This window comes from Kitasatospora sp. GP30 (assembly GCF_029892145.1).
Taxonomy (GTDB): domain Bacteria; phylum Actinomycetota; class Actinomycetes; order Streptomycetales; family Streptomycetaceae; genus Kitasatospora; species Kitasatospora acidiphila.
Window position 1 is genome coordinate 132,734 of record NZ_JARZAH010000006.1, and the last position, 17,257, is coordinate 149,990.

Below are 17,257 nucleotides of genomic sequence, written 5' to 3' on the forward strand. Positions count from 1 at the left end.
CCTCGCGTGCACGGCCGGTCAGGCGGCACCCGGCAGGCTGGTGACCCGCCGGCCGGTGACCTGGCCCGGGCGGATGCGGATCCACAGCGGCCGTTCCCCGCCGGCCCACGGCTGTGCGAGGGCCTCGTCCCGCAGTCGCCGCACCTCGTCCGGATCTGTCACTCGTTCGGCGGTGCCCATCAGCAGCACGCTCCAGGCATGGCTGCGCTTCTCGTCGATGCGGTCGGCCTGGAAGGACACCTCCGCGCCGTCGTGGACCGCGGTCGCCGCCCGGGGGTCGGTCCGGTAGACGATCGTCTTCCGGTCGACCGCGTAGTTCACCGGGAACACGGCGGGGCCGGGATGGGTGGGCAGGGCGATCCGGCCCACGCCGTGGGTGCCGAGCAGGTCCCAGCAGTCATCCTCGGTGAGCCGGATGACCGCCGGATGCGGCGCGGGAGCAGTTCGCCCGGGCGGCAACTCGGCGCGCCCTTCGAGGAGTTCCCCGTACGACAACCCGAGCGCCGCCGCGATCCGCATGAAGCCGGCCGAGTCGAACGCCGGTCCGGCCTTCAGCAGGATCTTCAGATAGTGGGGCGACATCCCCGCATCGCGCGCCAACTGTTCCGGGCTGAGGCCGAGCTGCGCCCGGCGGTCGGCGACCCGCGCGGCGATCACCTCGGGGTCGTGCTCGATGCCGGGCCCGGGGGTCGTCTCCATCGGGTCTCACCCTCTCGTCGTGCGTGGTCGCGGCATGGTGGCTACCGACTCAGCGTGCTGGACGGCACCGTCGAGCACCACCCGTCGGCGAGCACCACCGGCCCCGGGCGCCGTGACGCCGTGGCGCCGTGACGCGACCGGGCGATATGCTCCGTCATAACCCATTTGTGCCGCTTCATCCGACTGCCCTGCCGACACCACGGGAGCAGAAGTGACCACTGGACCCGCCGGCCCCGCGCCGATCAGCCCCGAAGCCCGCCGAGCGCTCGAAACAGAACTCGCCGACGTACGCACCGAACGCGCGGCGGTCGCCGCGACGCTGCGGGGCGGGGAGGGTGTGGGTGATCGGGCCGACGAGGCCGACGAACTGCAGCGGGTCTCGGATCTGGCCCGCCTGGACCGCCGGATCGGCGAGATCGAGGGGCGGTTGACGGAGGGCGCCATCGCCGGAAGCCCCCGGACGGGCACGGTCGGCGTGGGCAGCGCGGTCACCCTCCGGTTCGCGGACGGCGCCACCGAGACCTTCGAGATCAGCGAGATCGCCAACGAGATGGACGACTCGCTGGTCACCGACGACAGCCCGCTCGGGCTTGCCCTGCTCGGCCGCCGGGCCGGGGAGACGGTGGCGTACGACACGCCCGGCGGCCGGATGAGCGCGACGGTGGTGTCGATCGGGCAGGGGCGGCCGCAGGCCTGATCAGTCGCCGAGCGTCGCCGTCTCCCGCTCGCGGGCGTGGGCGAGTTCCTCCCAGGTGTCGCAGTCGTAGGCCGCCTCACCGGGGTCGGCCAGCCGTGCGGTGTCCAGCGGGGCGACCAGCCGGCGCAGCGGGCGGCCGGCGGGCGCGCCGAGGGCGGCGAGCGAGGCGCGCAGCGGGGCGGTGCGGTAGGCGGCGGCGAGCGGCTGGTCCCGGCCGGTGGCGTCGACCAGCATCACGGCCTCGGCGTCGTCCAGTGCCGCCAGCAGGCGTTGCACGGTGCGGCGGTCCAGGAACGGGAGGTCGGCGGCGAGCAGCAGGACCCGCTCGGCCGTCACCAGGGAGAGCCCGGCCGCGACCGCCGCCACCGGCCCACCGCCCGGGGGCTCCTCGCGGGTCCAGGTCACGGCGGCCGGCCCGGCCTCACCTCGTCCGGTCTCGCGCTCAGGACCCACCACGACGGTGGTCCCCGCACCGGCGCAGGCGTCGAGCACCCGGTCGAGCATGCTGCGCCCGCCGACCGTCAGGCCCGGCTTGTCCACCCCGCCCAGCCGCTCGGCGGCGCCGCCGGCCAGGACGAGCGCGTCGTACTCGGGCTCGGGCATCGGGTCTCCTCGTGTCACGGTCGTCCTCGCCGTCGATTGTCCCGCGCCAGGTCAACCACCTGACGCCTCCGCAGCGCCCGCCCCTCCCCCGGCAGCAGCCGCCCCGCGCACCCCATCCGCGGTCAACCACCACCCCCCACCGTGCCGCCCGCCCCTCCCTCATCCGAAGCCATGCCCCCCGAGATCGGCCGCCTCTGGACGCATCAAGCGGTCACCGAGCGCGTGGCTGGCAGCAACGACCGCGGAGCTCACCTCAGCGCGTGCTCGATGTTCTCGCGGTTTGCCTCCGCGTCCGCCAGCGGCGTGACAAGCTCTGGCCGTCCGGATCTGCAACAGGGCCGGGCACCGGCTTGATGGGGAGGAGTATTCAGTGGGCAGGACCGTGCGGGCAGTTGGCCGCTCACTGCGCCGCGCACTGGTGTGGTACTCAGGGCCGGGACAAGCCTCCGCGCCCAAGTTCCTGGAGGACGTGCAGGCCGCGCTCGACGCTACAGCAGTGGGTCGGCGTATATCGCCAACCTTGAGAGCCGAAGTCGATGCAGGCTATGGTTCGTTGAGAGTCTTCAACCGCTTGAGGTACATGATCGCGCTATATGCGCTACTCATAACGTCTGTTGAAACCTCCGTCGCGCACAGGCTCCTGGGTAAGGTCCTCATGCCCATGAACAGCTGGCTGCAGTCGTACATCGTGGCGGCAATCGGGCTGCCCTTCGTCTACTGCGGGGTGTGGGCTCTCGACGCAATCGCCGTGAAACTCACCCGTGGCAAGTGGGGGTCCTTCAGGACACTGCGACCCATCCTTCGGGCGCTGGTAGCGTGCCCCTCCGATAGCGAAGAGCACGTTCCGCTGCCGCGACTGCTCCGCACCACCGAACGAGCGATACGACTTGCTCGGCGGCGCCGAGCGACAGTGCCCCGGTTCTCGCACCGGCACCGCGCACTCAAGAACCACGCCAACGCGGTAATAGCCGCACTCCGGGCCGCCGAGAGCGGATTGGACACCAATCCCGATCTGGCGCGAGCCGACCTGGCCGCGAAGCTGCACACCATCGCCGAGCAGTACGCCGACGCCCGTATCGGCGCCCTCCTGCCAGAGTCCGAACTCACCGGCATCGAACCGCAGCGCAACTGGGAGGCTGCGGCTCGCAGTCCTGGCCGTCATCTTCCCGAGCCTGACGTGGGCAACGCTTGCCGTCGGCATAACAGGGCCGGCCCAAATTGCGGTGCTCAGCAGCGGCATGCTGCTGGCAGGCGTCCTACTCTTCGGCCGGGACGGACTCGACACGTTCAAGGAAGTCCTGTCCATACTCCGCGGCGGCTCGTAGCGGGTCGCCGTCTTCCGTTCAGGGTTTTGAGCTCCAGGCCTCGCTGTCGCCCTCGCTGAAGGTGCGGTCTCGACGAGTTCGAGATCGCCCGGCACTCGTGCTGCGGATAGACCGGGCGCTTACCCAGCGATCACTCCGTGCCGTCGAATACCAGATTTCGCCCGACCCATCATCATCAGCCTCGACGGTGAAGCCAAAGAGGGATCAGGGCCCGCTCGATCGGCCCTACCTATCGCCAGCCACCGAACACCCCACCGCAAGCCCCTGCCTGATAGGCACCGCCTATCAGGCCATAGCCGCTACCTCTTTGACATTCCACCACCGAAGCACGGAAACTCTCGCCGGCGGATGCGCGGAGACCACGGCAAGGAATCCACGGGAAATCAGCGGGAGAGCTGCGGAGAAGGACGGTGCGGACGATGACCGGCAACGAGGACCCGAGCGACCACCTCACCGTCACCCCGCCCAAGACCTGGGCCACCGGCCTGCCCGCGGTGGCCCACGCGTTGGAGTACTCGCTCTCCCAGACGTCGGTCCGGCGCACCGCGCTGACGCTGCTGAACGTCAACCAGGTCAAGGGCTTCGACTGCCCGGGCTGCGCCTGGCCGGAGCCCAAGCCGGGCCGGCGGCACCGCAACGAGTACTGCGAGAACGGCGCCAAGCACGTCAACGACGAGGCCACCTCGCGCCGGATCCACGCCGACTTCTTCCGCGAGCACTCCATCACCGAGTTGGACGGCAAGTCGGACTACTGGCTCAACCAGCAGGGCCGCCTCACCGAGCCGATGGTCAAGCGCCCTGGCGCGACCCACTACGTGCCGATCGGCTGGGACGAGGCGCTCGGCCTGCTCGCCGGCGAGCTGCGGGCGCTGGACTCCCCCGACCAGGCGCTGTTCTACGTCTCCGGCCGGTTGAACAACGAGGCCGCCTTCCTGCTCCAGCTGTTCGCCCGCGCGTACGGCACCAACAACCTGCCGGACTGCTCCAACTTGTGCCATGAGTCGAGTGGTTGGGGCCTCCGCCAGTCGCTGGGCATCGCCAAGGGCAGCGTCTCGTTGGACGACATCCACAACTCCGACCTGATCTTCGTGGTCGGCCAGAACCCGGGCACCAACCACCCCCGGATGCTCTCCGCGCTGGAGGAGACCAAGCTGCGCGGCGGTCGGATCGTCGCGGTCAACACCCTGCCCGAGGCCGGCCTGATCCGCTTCAAGCACCCGCAGAAGGCGCGTGGTGTGATCGGCCGCGGCACCCCGATCGCCGACCAGTTCCTGCACATCCGGGCCGGCGGCGACCTCGCGCTCTTCCAGGCGCTCAACAGGCTGCTGCTGGAGGCCGAGGACGCGGCGCCGGGCACCGTGCTCGACCACGCCTGGATCGAGCAACACAGCACCGGTTTCGAGGAGTTCGCTGCCCATGCCCGCTCGATCTCCTGGGACGACATCCACGCCGCCACCGGGGTGACCCGCACCGAGATCGAGCAGGTGCACCAGCGGGTGCTGGCCAGCGGGAGCGCCATCGTCTGCTGGGCGATGGGCATCACCCAGCACAAGCACGGCGTGGCGACCATCCGGGAGATCGCCAACTTCCTGATGCTGCGCGGCAACATCGGCAAGCCCGGAGCCGGCGTCTGCCCGGTGCGCGGCCACAGCAATGTGCAGGGCGACCGCACCATGGGCGTCTGGGAGCAGATGCCCCAGCCCTTCCTGGACGCCCTGGGCCGCGAGTTCGGCTTCATCCCGCCGTCGCACCACGGCCTTGACGCGGTGCGCGGCATCCAGGCGATGCTGGACGGCGACGCCAAGGTTTTCGTGGGAGTCGCGGGCAACTTCGTCCGGGCCACCCCGGACAGCACCGCCACCGAGCGGGCGATGCGCAACTGCCGTCTGACGGTGCAGATTTCGACCAAACTCAACCGCTCGCACACGGTCTGCGGCGAAACCGCGCTGATCCTGCCCACGTTGGGCCGCAGCGACCGCGATGTGCAGGCGAGCGGCGAGCAGTTCATCACCGTCGAGGACTCGATGAGCGATGTGCACGCCTCCCGCGGCACGTTGCCGCCGGCCTCCCCGCAGCTGCTCAGCGAGGTCGCGATCATCTCCCGGCTGGCCCGTCTCACCCTCGGCGAGCAACCGGCCATCCCCTGGGAGGAGTTCGAGGCGGACTACGACGCGATCCGCGACCGGATCTCCCGAGTCGTGCCCGGCTTCGAGGACTTCAACGAGCGGGTCCGGCAGCCCGGCGGCTTCAACCTGCCGAACCCGGTGAACCACGGCACCTTCCCCACCCCCAGCGGCAAGGCGGTGTTCAGCCGCAACGCCTTCGAGATGCCGCAGGTGCCCGAGGGCCATCTGCTGCTGCAGAGCCTGCGCTCACACGACCAGTGGAACACCGTTCCGTACGCACTCGACGACCGGTACCGCGGCATCCACAACGCCCGCCGTGTCGTCATGGTCAACCCGGACGACCTGGCGGAGCTCGGCATCGCCGACCGCGCGGTGGTGGACCTGGTGAGCGTGTGGCGCGACGGCGTCGAGCGGCGCGCGGCGGGCTTCACGGTGGTCGCCTACCCCGCGAGCCGCGGCTCGGCCGCCGCGTACTACCCGGAGACCAATGTGCTGGTCCCGCTGGACAGCACCGCCGACGTCAGCAACTGCCCGACCTCCAAGGGCATCGTGGTCCGCCTGGAGCCGGCCCCCACCGCCTGAGCCTTAGGCTTCACAGCGATGGCACCCCCGCAGGGCGTAGAACCCGCAGGACGTAAGGAGCGAACGATGGGCCGAGTGACCGCGCGACGGCGGGTGCTGCGCTTCAGGGACGGCGCGTTCTCCGAGCGGCCCGACACCCTCGCCGCCGAGGAGCCGATGGAGATCCGGGTCGGCGGCCGCCCGCTCACCGTCACCATGCGCACGCCCGGCGACGACTTCGACCTCGCCGTCGGATTCCTGGTGAGCGAGGGCGTGCTGCACCACGCCGACCAGGTGGCGGGCATCCGCTACTGCGCCGGTGCCACGGCGGACGGCGGCAACACCTACAACGTGGTGGACGTCGCCCTCGCCCCGGGCGTCGCCGCCCCCGACGCGTCGCTGGAGCGCAACTTCTACACCACCTCCTCCTGCGGGCTGTGCGGCAAGGCCAGCCTGGACGCGGTCCGCACCACCGCGGCCTGGACCGTCGCCGAGGACCCGCTGCGCACCACCCCCGAGGTGCTGTCCGCCCTGCCCGACCGGCTGCGGGCCGCCCAGCGGGTGTTCGAGGCCACCGGCGGCCTGCACGCCGCCGGCCTGTTCACCGCCGACGGCGAACTGCTGGTGCTGCGCGAGGACGTCGGCCGGCACAACGCGGTGGACAAGGTGGTCGGCCACGCCCTGCGGGAGGGCCTGCTGCCGCTGCGCGAAACCATCCTGATGGTGAGCGGCCGGGCCTCCTTCGAGCTGGTGCAGAAGGCCGTGATGGCGGGCATCCCGATGCTGGCGGCGGTCTCCGCCCCGTCCTCGCTGGCCGCCGATCTGGCGGCGGAGAGCGGGCTGACCCTGGTCGGCTTCCTGCGCGGCACCTCGATGAACGTCTACACGGGCACCGAGCGGCTGCAGCCCGTGCCGGGCACCGATCGGCTGCAGCCCGCGCCGGTGGGCTGACCCGGATGCTGTTCCGCCAACTCGAGTACCTGGTGGCGCTGGCCAGGGAGCGCCACTTCGCGCGCGCCGCGCAGTCCTGCTCGGTCTCCCAGCCCACGCTGTCCGAGGCGATCCGCAAGCTGGAGGAGGAGTTGGACGTGCCGCTGGTGCGGCGCGGCCGCAGCTACCAGGGCCTCACCCCCGAGGGCGAGCGGATCGTCCTGTGGGCGCAGCGGATCCTGGCCGACCGGGACGCGCTGCGCGACGAGGTCGGCGCCCTGCGCAGCGGCCTGACCGGGCGGCTGCGGATCGGCTCGGTGCCGACCGCCTCCGGCGCCGCCGCGCTGCTCACCAGCCCGTTCTGCGCGGCGCATCCGCTGGCCACCGTCGAGTTGCTGACCGATCTGCGCTCCACGGACGTGGAGCGGCGGCTGCGCACCTTCGAACTCGACGCCGGGATCACGTACCTCACCGACGAGCTCGGGGACGGGTTCCAAACCGTCCCGCTCTACCAGGAACGGCATGTGCTGCTCACCAGCACCGTCGACGACCTGGCCGGCCGGCCGACCGCGACCTGGGCCGAGGCGTCCCGGCTGCCGCTCTGCCTGCTGGCGCCCTCGATGCAGGGGCGGCGGGTGATCGACGAGGTCTTCGCCGAGGCCGGGCTGCGGCCGGAGCCGAGGGTCGAGACCGACTCGGTGGCGGCGCTGTTCGCCCAGGTCAGGACCGGTCGCTGGGCCAGCATCGTGCCGTACGCCTGGCTGCACGTGTTCGGGGTGCCGCGCGGCATGCGAGCGGTGCCGCTGGTCGAGCCCAGCCGGTCGGTGCCGATCGGGCTGGTGATCAGCGACCGGGAGCCGACCTCGGTGATGGCCCGCGCGCTGGCCCGGACCGCCCGGCAGCTGGCCATCGCGTCCGTGCTGGAGCAGCTGCCCGGTACCTCCCCCGAGTGAGCGCGGCGTCGTGACGGCAGACTCCCGCTGCGTTGTGCAGGCAGACTCCCGCGACGTCGTACCGGCAGACTCCTGCGGCGTTGTGACCGCAGACTCCTCGGACCGGTGCTATACACCCGATATGCCCCATTTTGCAGCGCCTGCGGGCGGCTGGCGGCGCGCGATGGTGCGGGTGCTCTCGCCGCGCGGCGTGCTCGCCCTGCACCGGGTCGAGGGTGCCGCGCTGTTCGCGCTGCGGGCAGCGCTGGCGATGGCCCTGCCGGCGCTGCCGCTGGTGCTGAGCGGGCATGCCAACCTGGCCGTCTACGCGATGCTCGGCGCCTTCACCACCACCTTCGGGCGCAACCTGCCGTACCTTCGGCGCGGTCCGGTGCTCGCCGTGGTCGCGCTGGCGATGACGGCGTGCGTGGCCGGCGGCTCCGCGCTGGCCGCGGCGGCGCACCCGCACGCGGGCGGCTTCGGGGCGGCCCTGGTGGTCCTGGCGATGGCCGCGGTGGCGGGGCTGGCGAAGTTCGCCTGTGACGCGGCGCGGCTCGGCGGGCTCGGCGCGGTGATGCTGCTGTTCTCCTTCGCGGTGGCGGCCAACGGCTCGCCCGACCCGGCCGAGCTGCTCCCGCAGGTCGCCGCCGCCGCGCTCGGTGCCGCGCTGGCCTGGGCGCTGGCGATGGCCGGCCGGCTGGTGACCCCGGAGCATCCGCAGCGGCTCGCCGTGGCCGCCGCGCTGCACGCCGTCGCCGACCTGCTGGACGGCAACGGCAACCGGGCCCGGGCGACCGTGGCCGTGCTGCAGGCGTACCAGTCGCTCGGCAGCGCGCCGCCGACGGCCGCCGCCCTCCCCGGCGAACGGCCCGGGCTCTGCCTGCACCTGGCCGACCTGTCATGGTCGCTGCTGATCGGTGCCGCCCGCCGGCCGCACGCCGACTTCGCCGCGCTGGCACCGTATCTGCGCCGGCAGGCCCGGCTACTGGCGGACTGGCGGCGCCGGGCGCCCGCACTGCTGCCGCAGCTGTCGGTGCCCGTGACGGCGGCTCGGGCCCACTGGTCCAAGGCGTCGGCCGATCCCGGCACCCGGTCCGCCGCCGAACTGCGGGCCGCGGAACTGCTGACCGGCAGGCAACGCAGTCACCACAGCCGGCTGGCGGTGCTGGTGGTGCCCGCGCTGCGGATGGTGCTGGGCACCGGGGTCGCGGGCGGTCTGGCGGTGGCCCTCGATCTCGGGCACGGCTACTGGGCCGCGATCTCGGCCGCCGCCGTGCTGCACTCGGTCGACGTCCGCACCGCGGCACAGCGGGCTGTCCAGCGCACCCTGGGCACGGCCGCCGGGCTGGCCATCGCGCTCGGGGTGCTGGCGCTCCATCCGACGGCGACCTGGCTGGTACTGGTGATCGTGGCGCTGGAGTTCCTGCTGGAGTACCTGGTCGCCCGCAACTACGGCCTGGGCGTGGTCTTCCTGACGCCGCTGGCGCTGCTGCTCTCCGATCTCGCCTCCCCGACCTCCACCGAACGACTGCTCCACGACCGGGCGTTGGGCAGCGTGCTGGGCATCACCGTCGGCCTGGCCTGCGCCCTGCTGGTGGTCCACGACCAGGCGGCGGTCCGGGTGCAGCGGGCGCTGGCGGCCTGCGGGGAGGCCACCGAGCGTGCGGAACAGGCGCTGGCCCATCGTGCTGAGCAGCAACTTCCCGCCATCCAGGCGGACTTGGCCTCGGCGGTGGTGGAACTGCGGGCGGCCGACAGCGCGGCGGCGGGCGAGCTGTGGCCGGCCGAGATCGACCCGGCCCGGCTCGCGACCGCCGAGCAGCGCGCCTACCTCCTACTGGAACGACTCAGCCGGCAGCGGTGACGGTCAACCGGCAGCGGTGATACGGACCTTGAGGTGCTTCATGATCGGCTGATTGCTCTCGGTGCTGTAATCGCCAAGCGCGCACGGTGACACGCTTCGCGGCCCCCAGCCGGCCGCCGGACGGTGATACGGCTCGAACTCCGGCTCCCCGGTCGGCACGGGCCCCACCCGGTGCTCCAGCTGCTGCTGCTCGTCATCGGAGGCGTTCACACCACTCACCCTTCGGCCGTGCGGACCCCTGCGCCAGGCTAAGCCGCTCCCCCACCCCCTGCCACGCGACTCGCCCGCTTGCGGGGCCCCCACCAGCACGTTTGAGTGGAGAGAGGCCCTACACACCCGAGGTGACCGTCATGGCGCACCACCACCACAAGTCCAACAAGCAGATCGAGGGCAACCCCGACACCGGCCACCCCCGCGGCATGCCCCGCCGCCCGGACGAGGAAGAACTCGACCAGCGCACCGAAACCGACCGCGAGCAAGCCGGCCTCCCCACCGACCCCGACAACCCCGACGCCGACTACCAGAACGAGGCCACCGAACTCGACCGCGAGGTAGCCGAGGGCGAGGTCCAGAGCGACCCCCGCACCCACCGCAAGGACCGCCCGGACTTCCCGCCCAGCCACTACGAGAGCTGAACCGGGCGCGGGGAGGGTCGGCCTCAGCACGGGGTGAGACCGACCCACATCGTGCGCTCGGCGTCAGGCACCCGCCTTCGCGCCGACGGTGGGTGCGCGGTCGTAGGGCTACTTTGCGGCAGGGCAGCCAAGGGCACGCCGGGCCATGCGAGTTGGCTCGTCAGTGCCGTTGTCACCCTCAGGCCTCAAGCCGTCAACCAGATCCAACACTGGTGGCCCGAGCTACCCAGGGACACCTCGCGCCAAAATGGGAGCATGCCCTCTCTGAAGACCACTCCGAAGATCCGCGCTCGGATGAGCAAGCAGCGCAGCCGAAACACAGAGATCGAGCTAGCCATCCGCAGCATCCTGCATGCCGCCGGACTCCGGTACCGGCTCCATCGCAGACCGCTCCAGGGCGTGCGCCGCGAGGCCGACATCGTCTTCGGCCCGACGCACGTAGCAGTCTTCGTCGACGGCTGCTTCTGGCATGGCTGCCCCGAGCATGCAACGTGGCCGAAGAACAACGCCGTGTTCTGGCGGGAGAAGATCGAGAAGAACCGTGCCCGGGACCGCGACACCGATGCCCGCCTCGCCGAGGCAGGTTGGACATCGGTCCGTGTCTGGGAGCATGAAAGCGCCGCCGAGGCAGCCAAGCGGATCATCACTGTGATCCGCGAACGGCGGACGGCATCAACAGCGCCGGGGGTTGGTCAGGCGTGCCCTACCATGGCCGGTGGGCGGAACATGGCGGGAGAGCGGGCGGAATAGGTGCATCGGCCGCCGCCGGCTAGACTCTCGCCACATGACCAGCTCGGACGCAGTCGCTCCATTCCTCAAGGATCCATACATTCTGGACCTTTTCGCCGGTCCGGGCGGTCTTGACGTAGCCGCGCAGATGCTCGGCGCGAAATCGCTCGGGATCGAGTGGAGCAAGGACGCCTGCGAGACGCGCTATCGGGCGGGGCTCGAGACGTGGCATGCGGACGTCAGTGCAGTGCGTCGGGACCGGTTTCACGAGCTGCCCAGCGAGCTGAACGTGCTGGCCGGCGGTCCCCCCTGTCAGACGTACTCGGTGGCGGGCAACGGCCTGGGGCGTAAGGCCCTGGACAAGGTCGAGAAGATCCTTCACGCGCTGATGGAGCGTGTCTCCGACGAGGAAATCGACAAGCGGCTGGAGGAGCTGGGCGATGATCGCAGAACCGCTCTGGTCCTGGAACCCATCCGGTACGCGATCAAGGCCCTCAGCTGCCCGAAGCGGGACGAGCGACCGTTCGATGTGATCGTCCTGGAGCAGGTGCCTCAGGTCAAGGCCCTCTGGGGGGTCTACAAGGACGCCTTGGCGGCGGGCCTGCCCGGCAAGGGCGAAGCAAGGGTGAAGTATGAGGTCGCCGAAGTCGCGACCCTGCACACCGAGGCGTACGGCGTTCCGCAGACTCGCCGCCGCACGATTCTGATCGCGCGGCTCGCCAAGCATGGTGCCCCTCGCCTGCCCCTCCCCACCCATCACATCTACAACCCGCACAAGCCCGAGCGGGGTGGCCCTGGGGACAAGAAGGCAATGGCGCAGGCCGGACAAACCGTACTGTCGGTCGACGGAGGCCAGGCGCAGGTCAGGCCCTGGGTCACGATGGGGGAAGTACTCGATCGCAAGGCCCCATTTCAGGTGCGGTCGAATTACGGCAGCGGCGGCGACCCGAAGAAGCGCGGCATCCGGACGGACCTGCAACCGTCGTTCACCGTCACCGGGAAGGTCTCCCGTAATGCCGTTCAACATGCGAACGGCACCCCGCACACCCCAGACCGCCTGACTATCCCCGAAGCCGGAATCCTCCAGACGTTCCCGCCCAACTACCCCTGGTGGGGAGGTGACCGGTCGCAGCAGGTGGGCAATGCCGTACCCCCGCTGTTCGGCATGCACGTGCTGGCGGCAGCGCTGTCCCTCCCGCTCCCGCCGGAGGAGAAACTACGGGAGAGCTGGCCCGAGACCGACGAAGCGGTCCGCTCCCGCCTCCGCAAGGAGGGCTGTGGGGTTCCGGACAAGTGCGGTCCCGACTGTCCGAAGCCCGAGGATCAGTCCTCCCCCCCAGCCTCCTCCGACTCTTCCCGCCCTCGGACCATCGCGTCCGCGAAGAGGTCCGCGAAGTAGTCCACCAGCACACTCACGGCCGGCTCGGGTGCAGGTTCCTCGCGCGGGCCGGTCGGAAGCACATTCCGTGACACCTGGCGGGCGATCTCGGCCTCGTCGATCCAGTCGAGCAGCGATCGGGAGTCCCGCTCGACGTCGGGGGCGATTACGTCGTACATCAACGTCGCGGCAGCGGCGTTGATGGCTCCGGCGAGGGCGTTGACCTCCCGGCCAGTTGTGATCACCCCCTTCACCACCAGCTGGACGATCGCCTGAGCGGTAGGCCGGTGGTTGATCACGGACATGCGCAGGGCGGTGTTGAGGATGTCCTGGTTGCCGCAGGCCGTGACGACGGGGTCGTAGTCCGAGCCATCGCGGAAGAGCTCGGCCGCCCACCAGAGGCGGGCGAAGGCCTGCTTGTGGTACTGCCCCCGGAAGCGGTCGGCGGCCACCCTGGCGACCTTGCCGTCCTTGGGTTCCGGCAGGTGCCGCCAGATCACGTAGTCCGGGGCGACGCCGAGCGCAAGGTAGTTCCAGCAGCCGGGGTCGGCGGCCTCGCGCCGGGTGAGCCGAAGAGCCGCATGCAGACGAGGAGCCAACCACGCGTCCGCCTGAGTGACCTTGAGCCCGCTGTGCCGGCAGTAGGCCATGGCGTCCTCGGCCAGGTCCCGGATGGGCTGCAGGTCGCCACGCCGGTCGGTGTTCGGCAGCGGCTCGGTGGCCTGGTTGAGTTTGATGCTCGGCACGTCCTCGCGGCCGGTGAGCAGTCCTTCGGTCAGGAACTCCGCCACCTCGGCGTTGGGGAGCAGCGCGAGACGCTCCGGGAAGTAGCTGGGCCGGTCGGTCATGCGTCGTCCCCCTGCGTGAGGCGTTCCAGGTCGCGAATGGTGGTGGACAGCGTCCGCGGGACGCCGGCACGCCGGGAGGCTGCAAAGTGGATTCGGGGTTGGAGTTCTCCCCAGCCCGTGGCGGCGGCTCCGGTGCGAGCCGCGTGGACCTCCCGCAGGGCCTGCTCCGGCTCGCGGTCGGGGTACATGTCGGGGAGCATCTCCCTGAGTACCTCGCCCTGCCAGCCGTGCGGGAACAGCGGGGCGCCGTCTTCCTCCACCTCGAGGTCGCCGACGGCAGAGTGGAAGACAGCGGTCCAGACCTCGGAGCACATCTGGGCAAGGAGCAGTTCCCGGATGGTCTTCTCCGGACCGGTACCGCCGTCGGCACCGATCAGGTCACCGAGCCCGTCGAAGTCGGTGTTGACGCGTACGACGGGGATCCGTCCGGTGGTGTCGACCACCCAGGGGGAGTCCTTGAAGCGCTGCAGCCGGCTCGCGCCGGACGCGAAGCCGACCATTTTGACGTCGAGTTCGCGGGAGAGCGAAGGCGCGGCCTCGATGACGTCAACGAACCACTCCACATCGGACGTGGCGATCACCCGCCCGGGGACACCGTCCACGGTGGCTACGACGTGCACAGTGAGGGAGGCACGGTCGAGGAGGTCGCAGCGGCTGAGGCAGAGCTCAGCGGTCCGCTCACGGCCACCTTCGGAGACCGAGGAGAACTCCACGGCCGTACGGGTGTTGGTGGCACGCTCGGCGAGGACAGCGACGACCCTGACGTCCTGCCAGGGCCCCGACGGGTCCAGCGCCTTGGCCGGGAGGCCGGCGGAGAGGCGGAGTCGGGCCTGGGTCCAGTCGAGGCGGTCCTCGTCGGGCCCGAGGGCCACGACGCGCTCGACGCTGGAGAGGTACTTGCTCTCCACCTCCTCCCAGGGCTCGCCCTCGGCCTTGAGCTTGGCACTCTCCACGCGCCAGGACACGTTGCCGGTGAGCCGCCGGTACGGGTAGACCTTCACGCCTGCTCCCCCTTTCCGGTGCGGAGTTCGACCACGAGTCCGGTGAGTTGAGCCCGGACCGGATGACGCGAGACATCGGTGACGCCCCGGAAGACCGCCTTTCGGGTGCCGGGGGTCAGCTGCAGCGCCCCGTCGACGACCTCGCAACCGCTGACCGCGACGAGGTCCTTCCAGGGGGCGGCCGGGCGGGGGCCGGAGCGCACGTCGAACTTGGCGACCGGCGTGACCGGTCGGTCCGTGTCAACACCGGACGGCACCCGCACGTCGACGGTGACCGACCAGGCTCCGGTCTCGTCGATCAGCGCGTCCACGTTGTCGAGTTCGGGCAGGGCCGCAGCCGCGATGGGGCGTGTCTTCCTCGTGCCGCCGCCCACCTTGAGACGGCTGGCGATCTTGGCCTCTCCACCGCTGCGACTCTTTGCCCGGGGCACGGCGACCAGGTCACGCACGGCCGTGTTCGCAGCAGTGGTCAGAGCAGCGATGCGCCGGTATGCGGAGGGCGAGTAACTCAGGCTGAGTTCCTCGGTCTGGCCCCACTTGTCGTGCTCAGGCGGTTCGGAGGCACGAAGGAACTCCTCGGCCGCCTCGGCGCCGGGGGCGGCCCGCCCCGCCGCACGGCCGGTGAGGAGGATGGCCTGGAACGGGTTGGTGCCGATCGGGACGTTGGTGACTGCACTGTCCTTGACGGTCATGCGATTGCCCCGCATGGAGATCAGCCGGTTGGTGCGGTCGTCGCCGTCCTCGGCGTGGGTGACCAGGAGCACCGCCTCATGGGGCATGCCACCGCGCGACTGGCCGCCGTGGAGCGGCACATTGAGCGGCACGGTGGTGCGAGCGACCTGGCCGCGAGCCGTGAGGCGATCGACGGTCTTGCCCTCCAGGAAAGTGCGCAAGGCGCGGGTACGGGAGGGCTGGGCGACAGCCGGATCGACATGTTCCTCGGGAATGAGGACCTCGCCGTTGCGAAGCGTGCGGACGGACGCCTCCAGGTGCGGCTTGTGGTCACCGCCGCCGGTCATCGCGGCCCAGAAGTTGCAGCCGAGCGCGTCGACAAGTCGGGCATGCATTCGGTGGACGGAGTATTCGTCCTCGCCGGCCTCCTCCTCGTCCACGGTGTCGTTGACGGGCACCAGACTGGCGACGTCATGAGCGCCGACGATGAGGAATGAAGTGCCGGGCGCCGCGCTCTCACGGGTGAGGTGGAGCTTCTCGACGGTCTCCTCATCGGCCCACCAGGAACGGACCACCTCGGCGGACTCGGTGGCCGGGTCGGGGCGTCCGAACCAGGCCGGGCCGGCGAGTTGCCTGCCTTCGACCTCACGCCAGGGGAGGTCCAACCGCCCGATGAGCCGGCGCTCGGTGCGACCCTCGTGAGGTTCGGAGAGCGTGGAGTTGATCAGCACGAGGCCGAGGCGGCTGGTGGCCCACAGGGTGGCCTTGCCCAGGCCATAGGAGCCCCCTGCCCCCGCATCCCGCTTTTGGCTGTCGAGTTGTCGACGCACGACGGCAGCGAAGAGCCCGTTGTCGTAGTCGTCCCCGGTCAGGCCGGTGGCGTTGTAATCGTCGACGCGGAGCAGCACCAGGCGGTCGTGCTGGTACATATCACGCAGTCCGGCCGCGATCGTGCGGGAGACTTTGCCCTGCTGTCCGCCGTCGGCAGTGAGCGCCTGATAGTGCGGGAGGAGGCGCTCCCAGTCGATTGCCTCCCGGAAGCGGGCCAGGGCCTCACCCCGGAGTTCGTGCAACGTGTAGCGGACCCGGACGGGCTCGCCGGTGTCGAGGCGCGCGTCGAGACTGTTCTGCGTGGCCTCGCGGGCCAGGACCGAGACATCGGCCTCGAAGGCGAACGCGGCGGCATTGCCGTACTCGCGGCCGCCGTCGGCGTGAGCCGGCCGGTGGTACCAGGAAACCGGCAGCCCCAATTGGGCGTCGGTGCTTCGAGTGTGGATGGTCTCCAGGTCGGTGTTGAGCAGCGCCGCAATGCGCCGGATGGTCTCGTCCCGGGGCACGGAGCGGCCGACGATCCAGGCCGACACGGCTGCGCGGGTCAGGCCCAGCTCGTCCGCCAGATCGGTCTGGCTCTTCTTGGCGTTCTGTAGCTGGCGCGCCAACCAGGGGCCAAAGTCCTCAGCCGCCTTCACGTCCCACCCTGCTTTCGCATGCCTTGTTTCACGAGGTCAGAGCCACCGTATCGCATAGCTGTTGACAACGTGGCCGCTTGTCAAAAGTTGTTTGACGGACGAGGCGACCGATGGGGATGAGTGTGAAACAAGGTCAAAATGGAACCTGGGATTCCATCCCCTTTCGCCCGAATTTCCATGAAAATCCGACACTTTCGGTCGCGAGATCGGCGCGCGAGTCCTGGTTGCGCACGACGGGAACTCATGATTGACTCATCGTCAGCTCGCTCGGGAGTCGGTAAACGCCCTCTCTCAGGGCAGAGTTATGCCCCTTCACTACCCCTGGCCCACTGTCGAGGAGTGAAGGGATCAGGCCCATCCATAGCCTGGTACATTGCACGATGCGCCGCCTCGCACATCGGGGGGAATTCCTCCCTGCCCGCCCTCCGGAATCCGTCCATGGATTTCCGCACGGCCAGTTCCTCCCCTGCACCATCTCGCACCATTTCTCTCGTGAAACATCTCCACGAATGCGAAAGCGAAGGTACCTCGATGGCACTGCAGAAGACCCCGCTCAACCGTATTCGCACCATCGTCACGGCGTACGACCGTCTCGCCGACGACCCGCAGGCCCAGGAGACCCTTCTCGGCCTGATGGGCGGCATCGACGCGGGCACGGTCGACTCCTATCGGACTGTCCTCCTTGACTCCGACACTCCCTCCCGTCGCCCGATCCGGAACCCGAGCAGCCGTCGGCGCGTCACCGATGTCCGCGTCATGTTCACTGTGCAGCTCGCCTGTTGACAGGT

At 70.3% G+C, this 17,257-nt stretch carries 14 protein-coding genes and 1 pseudogene; 9 read left to right on the forward strand and 6 right to left on the reverse strand.

Translation table 11 applies throughout. The features are described 5' to 3' along the window. Positions 1 to 18: 18 nt before the first annotated feature. Complete coding sequence (locus tag P3T35_RS12245) at positions 19 to 699, reverse strand: pyridoxamine 5'-phosphate oxidase family protein (protein ID WP_101379311.1); 681 nt, start codon at positions 697 to 699, stop codon at positions 19 to 21. Positions 700 to 910: 211 nt separating this feature from the next. Here P3T35_RS12245 and P3T35_RS12250 point away from each other — a divergent pair, with 211 nt between their 5' ends. After that, positions 911 to 1,396: a GreA/GreB family elongation factor gene (locus P3T35_RS12250; protein ID WP_101379312.1), complete on the forward strand. Its 486-nt coding sequence runs from the start codon at positions 911 to 913 to the stop codon at positions 1,394 to 1,396. 24 nt (positions 1,397 to 1,420) lie between these two features. On the opposite strand, the pseudogene P3T35_RS12255 reads toward P3T35_RS12250, so the two are convergent. Further along, positions 1,421 to 1,999, reverse strand: a pseudogene (locus P3T35_RS12255) (molybdenum cofactor guanylyltransferase); the annotation flags it as partial. A gap of 1,744 nt (positions 2,000 to 3,743) precedes the next feature. Between P3T35_RS12255 and P3T35_RS12260 the strand changes: the two are divergent. The 4 genes from P3T35_RS12260 to P3T35_RS12275 all read left to right on the forward strand — a co-directional run bounded on the left by P3T35_RS12260 (position 3,744) and on the right by P3T35_RS12275 (position 9,737). After that, on the forward strand, positions 3,744 to 6,032 hold the full coding sequence (locus tag P3T35_RS12260) for an FdhF/YdeP family oxidoreductase (protein ID WP_101379314.1): 2,289 nt from the start codon (positions 3,744 to 3,746) through the stop codon (positions 6,030 to 6,032). 66 nt (positions 6,033 to 6,098) lie between these two features. Then, positions 6,099 to 6,962: a formate dehydrogenase accessory sulfurtransferase FdhD gene (fdhD, locus tag P3T35_RS12265; RefSeq protein ID WP_101379315.1), complete on the forward strand. Its 864-nt coding sequence runs from the start codon at positions 6,099 to 6,101 to the stop codon at positions 6,960 to 6,962. 5 nt (positions 6,963 to 6,967) lie between these two features. Next, complete coding sequence (locus P3T35_RS12270; protein ID WP_101379316.1) at positions 6,968 to 7,894, forward strand: LysR family transcriptional regulator; 927 nt, start codon at positions 6,968 to 6,970, stop codon at positions 7,892 to 7,894. Positions 7,895 to 8,015: 121 nt separating this feature from the next. Further along, positions 8,016 to 9,737, forward strand: coding sequence for an FUSC family protein (locus P3T35_RS12275; RefSeq protein ID WP_280705858.1), 1,722 nt, complete (start codon positions 8,016 to 8,018; stop codon positions 9,735 to 9,737). A gap of 3 nt (positions 9,738 to 9,740) precedes the next feature. Here P3T35_RS12275 and P3T35_RS12280 read toward each other — a convergent pair whose 3' ends face one another. After that, positions 9,741 to 9,947, reverse strand: coding sequence for a hypothetical protein (locus P3T35_RS12280; RefSeq protein WP_180356217.1), 207 nt, complete (start codon positions 9,945 to 9,947; stop codon positions 9,741 to 9,743). Between the two features lie 140 nt (positions 9,948 to 10,087). Here P3T35_RS12280 and P3T35_RS12285 point away from each other — a divergent pair, with 140 nt between their 5' ends. From P3T35_RS12285 to P3T35_RS12295, 3 genes are all read left to right on the forward strand, one after another. Beyond that, positions 10,088 to 10,372: a hypothetical protein gene (locus P3T35_RS12285; RefSeq protein ID WP_101384875.1), complete on the forward strand. Its 285-nt coding sequence runs from the start codon at positions 10,088 to 10,090 to the stop codon at positions 10,370 to 10,372. A 255-nt stretch (positions 10,373 to 10,627) separates the two neighbouring features. After that, a complete protein-coding gene (locus P3T35_RS12290; protein ID WP_180356355.1) occupies positions 10,628 to 11,122 on the forward strand; it encodes a very short patch repair endonuclease in 495 nt (164 codons plus the stop codon). A 34-nt stretch (positions 11,123 to 11,156) separates the two neighbouring features. Beyond that, entirely contained in the window at positions 11,157 to 12,500 is a 1,344-nt protein-coding gene (locus P3T35_RS12295) for a DNA cytosine methyltransferase (protein ID WP_101379319.1), read from the forward strand. On the opposite strand, the gene P3T35_RS12300 is transcribed toward P3T35_RS12295, so the two are convergent. The 3 genes from P3T35_RS12300 to P3T35_RS12310 are packed head-to-tail and all read right to left on the reverse strand — an operon-like array spanning position 12,425 to position 16,469. Next, positions 12,425 to 13,327 (reverse strand): DUF6339 family protein, encoded by a 903-nt coding sequence (locus P3T35_RS12300; protein WP_101379320.1) that lies wholly within the window; start codon positions 13,325 to 13,327, stop codon positions 12,425 to 12,427. The genes P3T35_RS12295 and P3T35_RS12300 overlap by 76 nt on opposite strands. After that, the gene (locus tag P3T35_RS12305; RefSeq protein WP_101379321.1) at positions 13,324 to 14,328 is read right to left on the reverse strand and encodes a hypothetical protein; all 1,005 of its coding nucleotides are present in this window, start codon (positions 14,326 to 14,328) and stop codon (positions 13,324 to 13,326) included. Before P3T35_RS12305 ends, P3T35_RS12300 begins: the two co-directional genes overlap by 4 nt. Further along, positions 14,325 to 16,469: a helix-turn-helix transcriptional regulator gene (locus P3T35_RS12310; protein ID WP_101379322.1), complete on the reverse strand. Its 2,145-nt coding sequence runs from the start codon at positions 16,467 to 16,469 to the stop codon at positions 14,325 to 14,327. Before P3T35_RS12310 ends, P3T35_RS12305 begins: the two co-directional genes overlap by 4 nt. Positions 16,470 to 17,000: 531 nt before the next feature. On the opposite strand from P3T35_RS12310, the gene P3T35_RS12315 reads away from it, so the two are divergent. Then, entirely contained in the window at positions 17,001 to 17,252 is a 252-nt protein-coding gene (locus P3T35_RS12315) for a hypothetical protein (RefSeq protein WP_101379323.1), read from the forward strand. The last annotated feature ends 5 nt before the right edge of the window (positions 17,253 to 17,257 follow it).

Coding starts and splice junctions, on each gene's coding strand:
- P3T35_RS12245 (WP_101379311.1), bottom strand. CDS start 699: ATGGAGACGACCCCCGGGCCCGGCATCGAGCACGACCCCGAGGTGATC.
- P3T35_RS12275 (WP_280705858.1), top strand. CDS start 8,016: ATGCCCCATTTTGCAGCGCCTGCGGGCGGCTGGCGGCGCGCGATGGTG.
- fdhD (WP_101379315.1), top strand. CDS start 6,099: ATGGGCCGAGTGACCGCGCGACGGCGGGTGCTGCGCTTCAGGGACGGC.
- P3T35_RS12290 (WP_180356355.1), top strand. CDS start 10,628: ATGCCCTCTCTGAAGACCACTCCGAAGATCCGCGCTCGGATGAGCAAG.
- P3T35_RS12315 (WP_101379323.1), top strand. CDS start 17,001: ATGGCACTGCAGAAGACCCCGCTCAACCGTATTCGCACCATCGTCACG.
- P3T35_RS12270 (WP_101379316.1), top strand. CDS start 6,968: ATGCTGTTCCGCCAACTCGAGTACCTGGTGGCGCTGGCCAGGGAGCGC.
- P3T35_RS12260 (WP_101379314.1), top strand. CDS start 3,744: ATGACCGGCAACGAGGACCCGAGCGACCACCTCACCGTCACCCCGCCC.
- P3T35_RS12300 (WP_101379320.1), bottom strand. CDS start 13,327: ATGACCGACCGGCCCAGCTACTTCCCGGAGCGTCTCGCGCTGCTCCCC.
- P3T35_RS12285 (WP_101384875.1), top strand. CDS start 10,088: ATGGCGCACCACCACCACAAGTCCAACAAGCAGATCGAGGGCAACCCC.
- P3T35_RS12295 (WP_101379319.1), top strand. CDS start 11,157: ATGACCAGCTCGGACGCAGTCGCTCCATTCCTCAAGGATCCATACATT.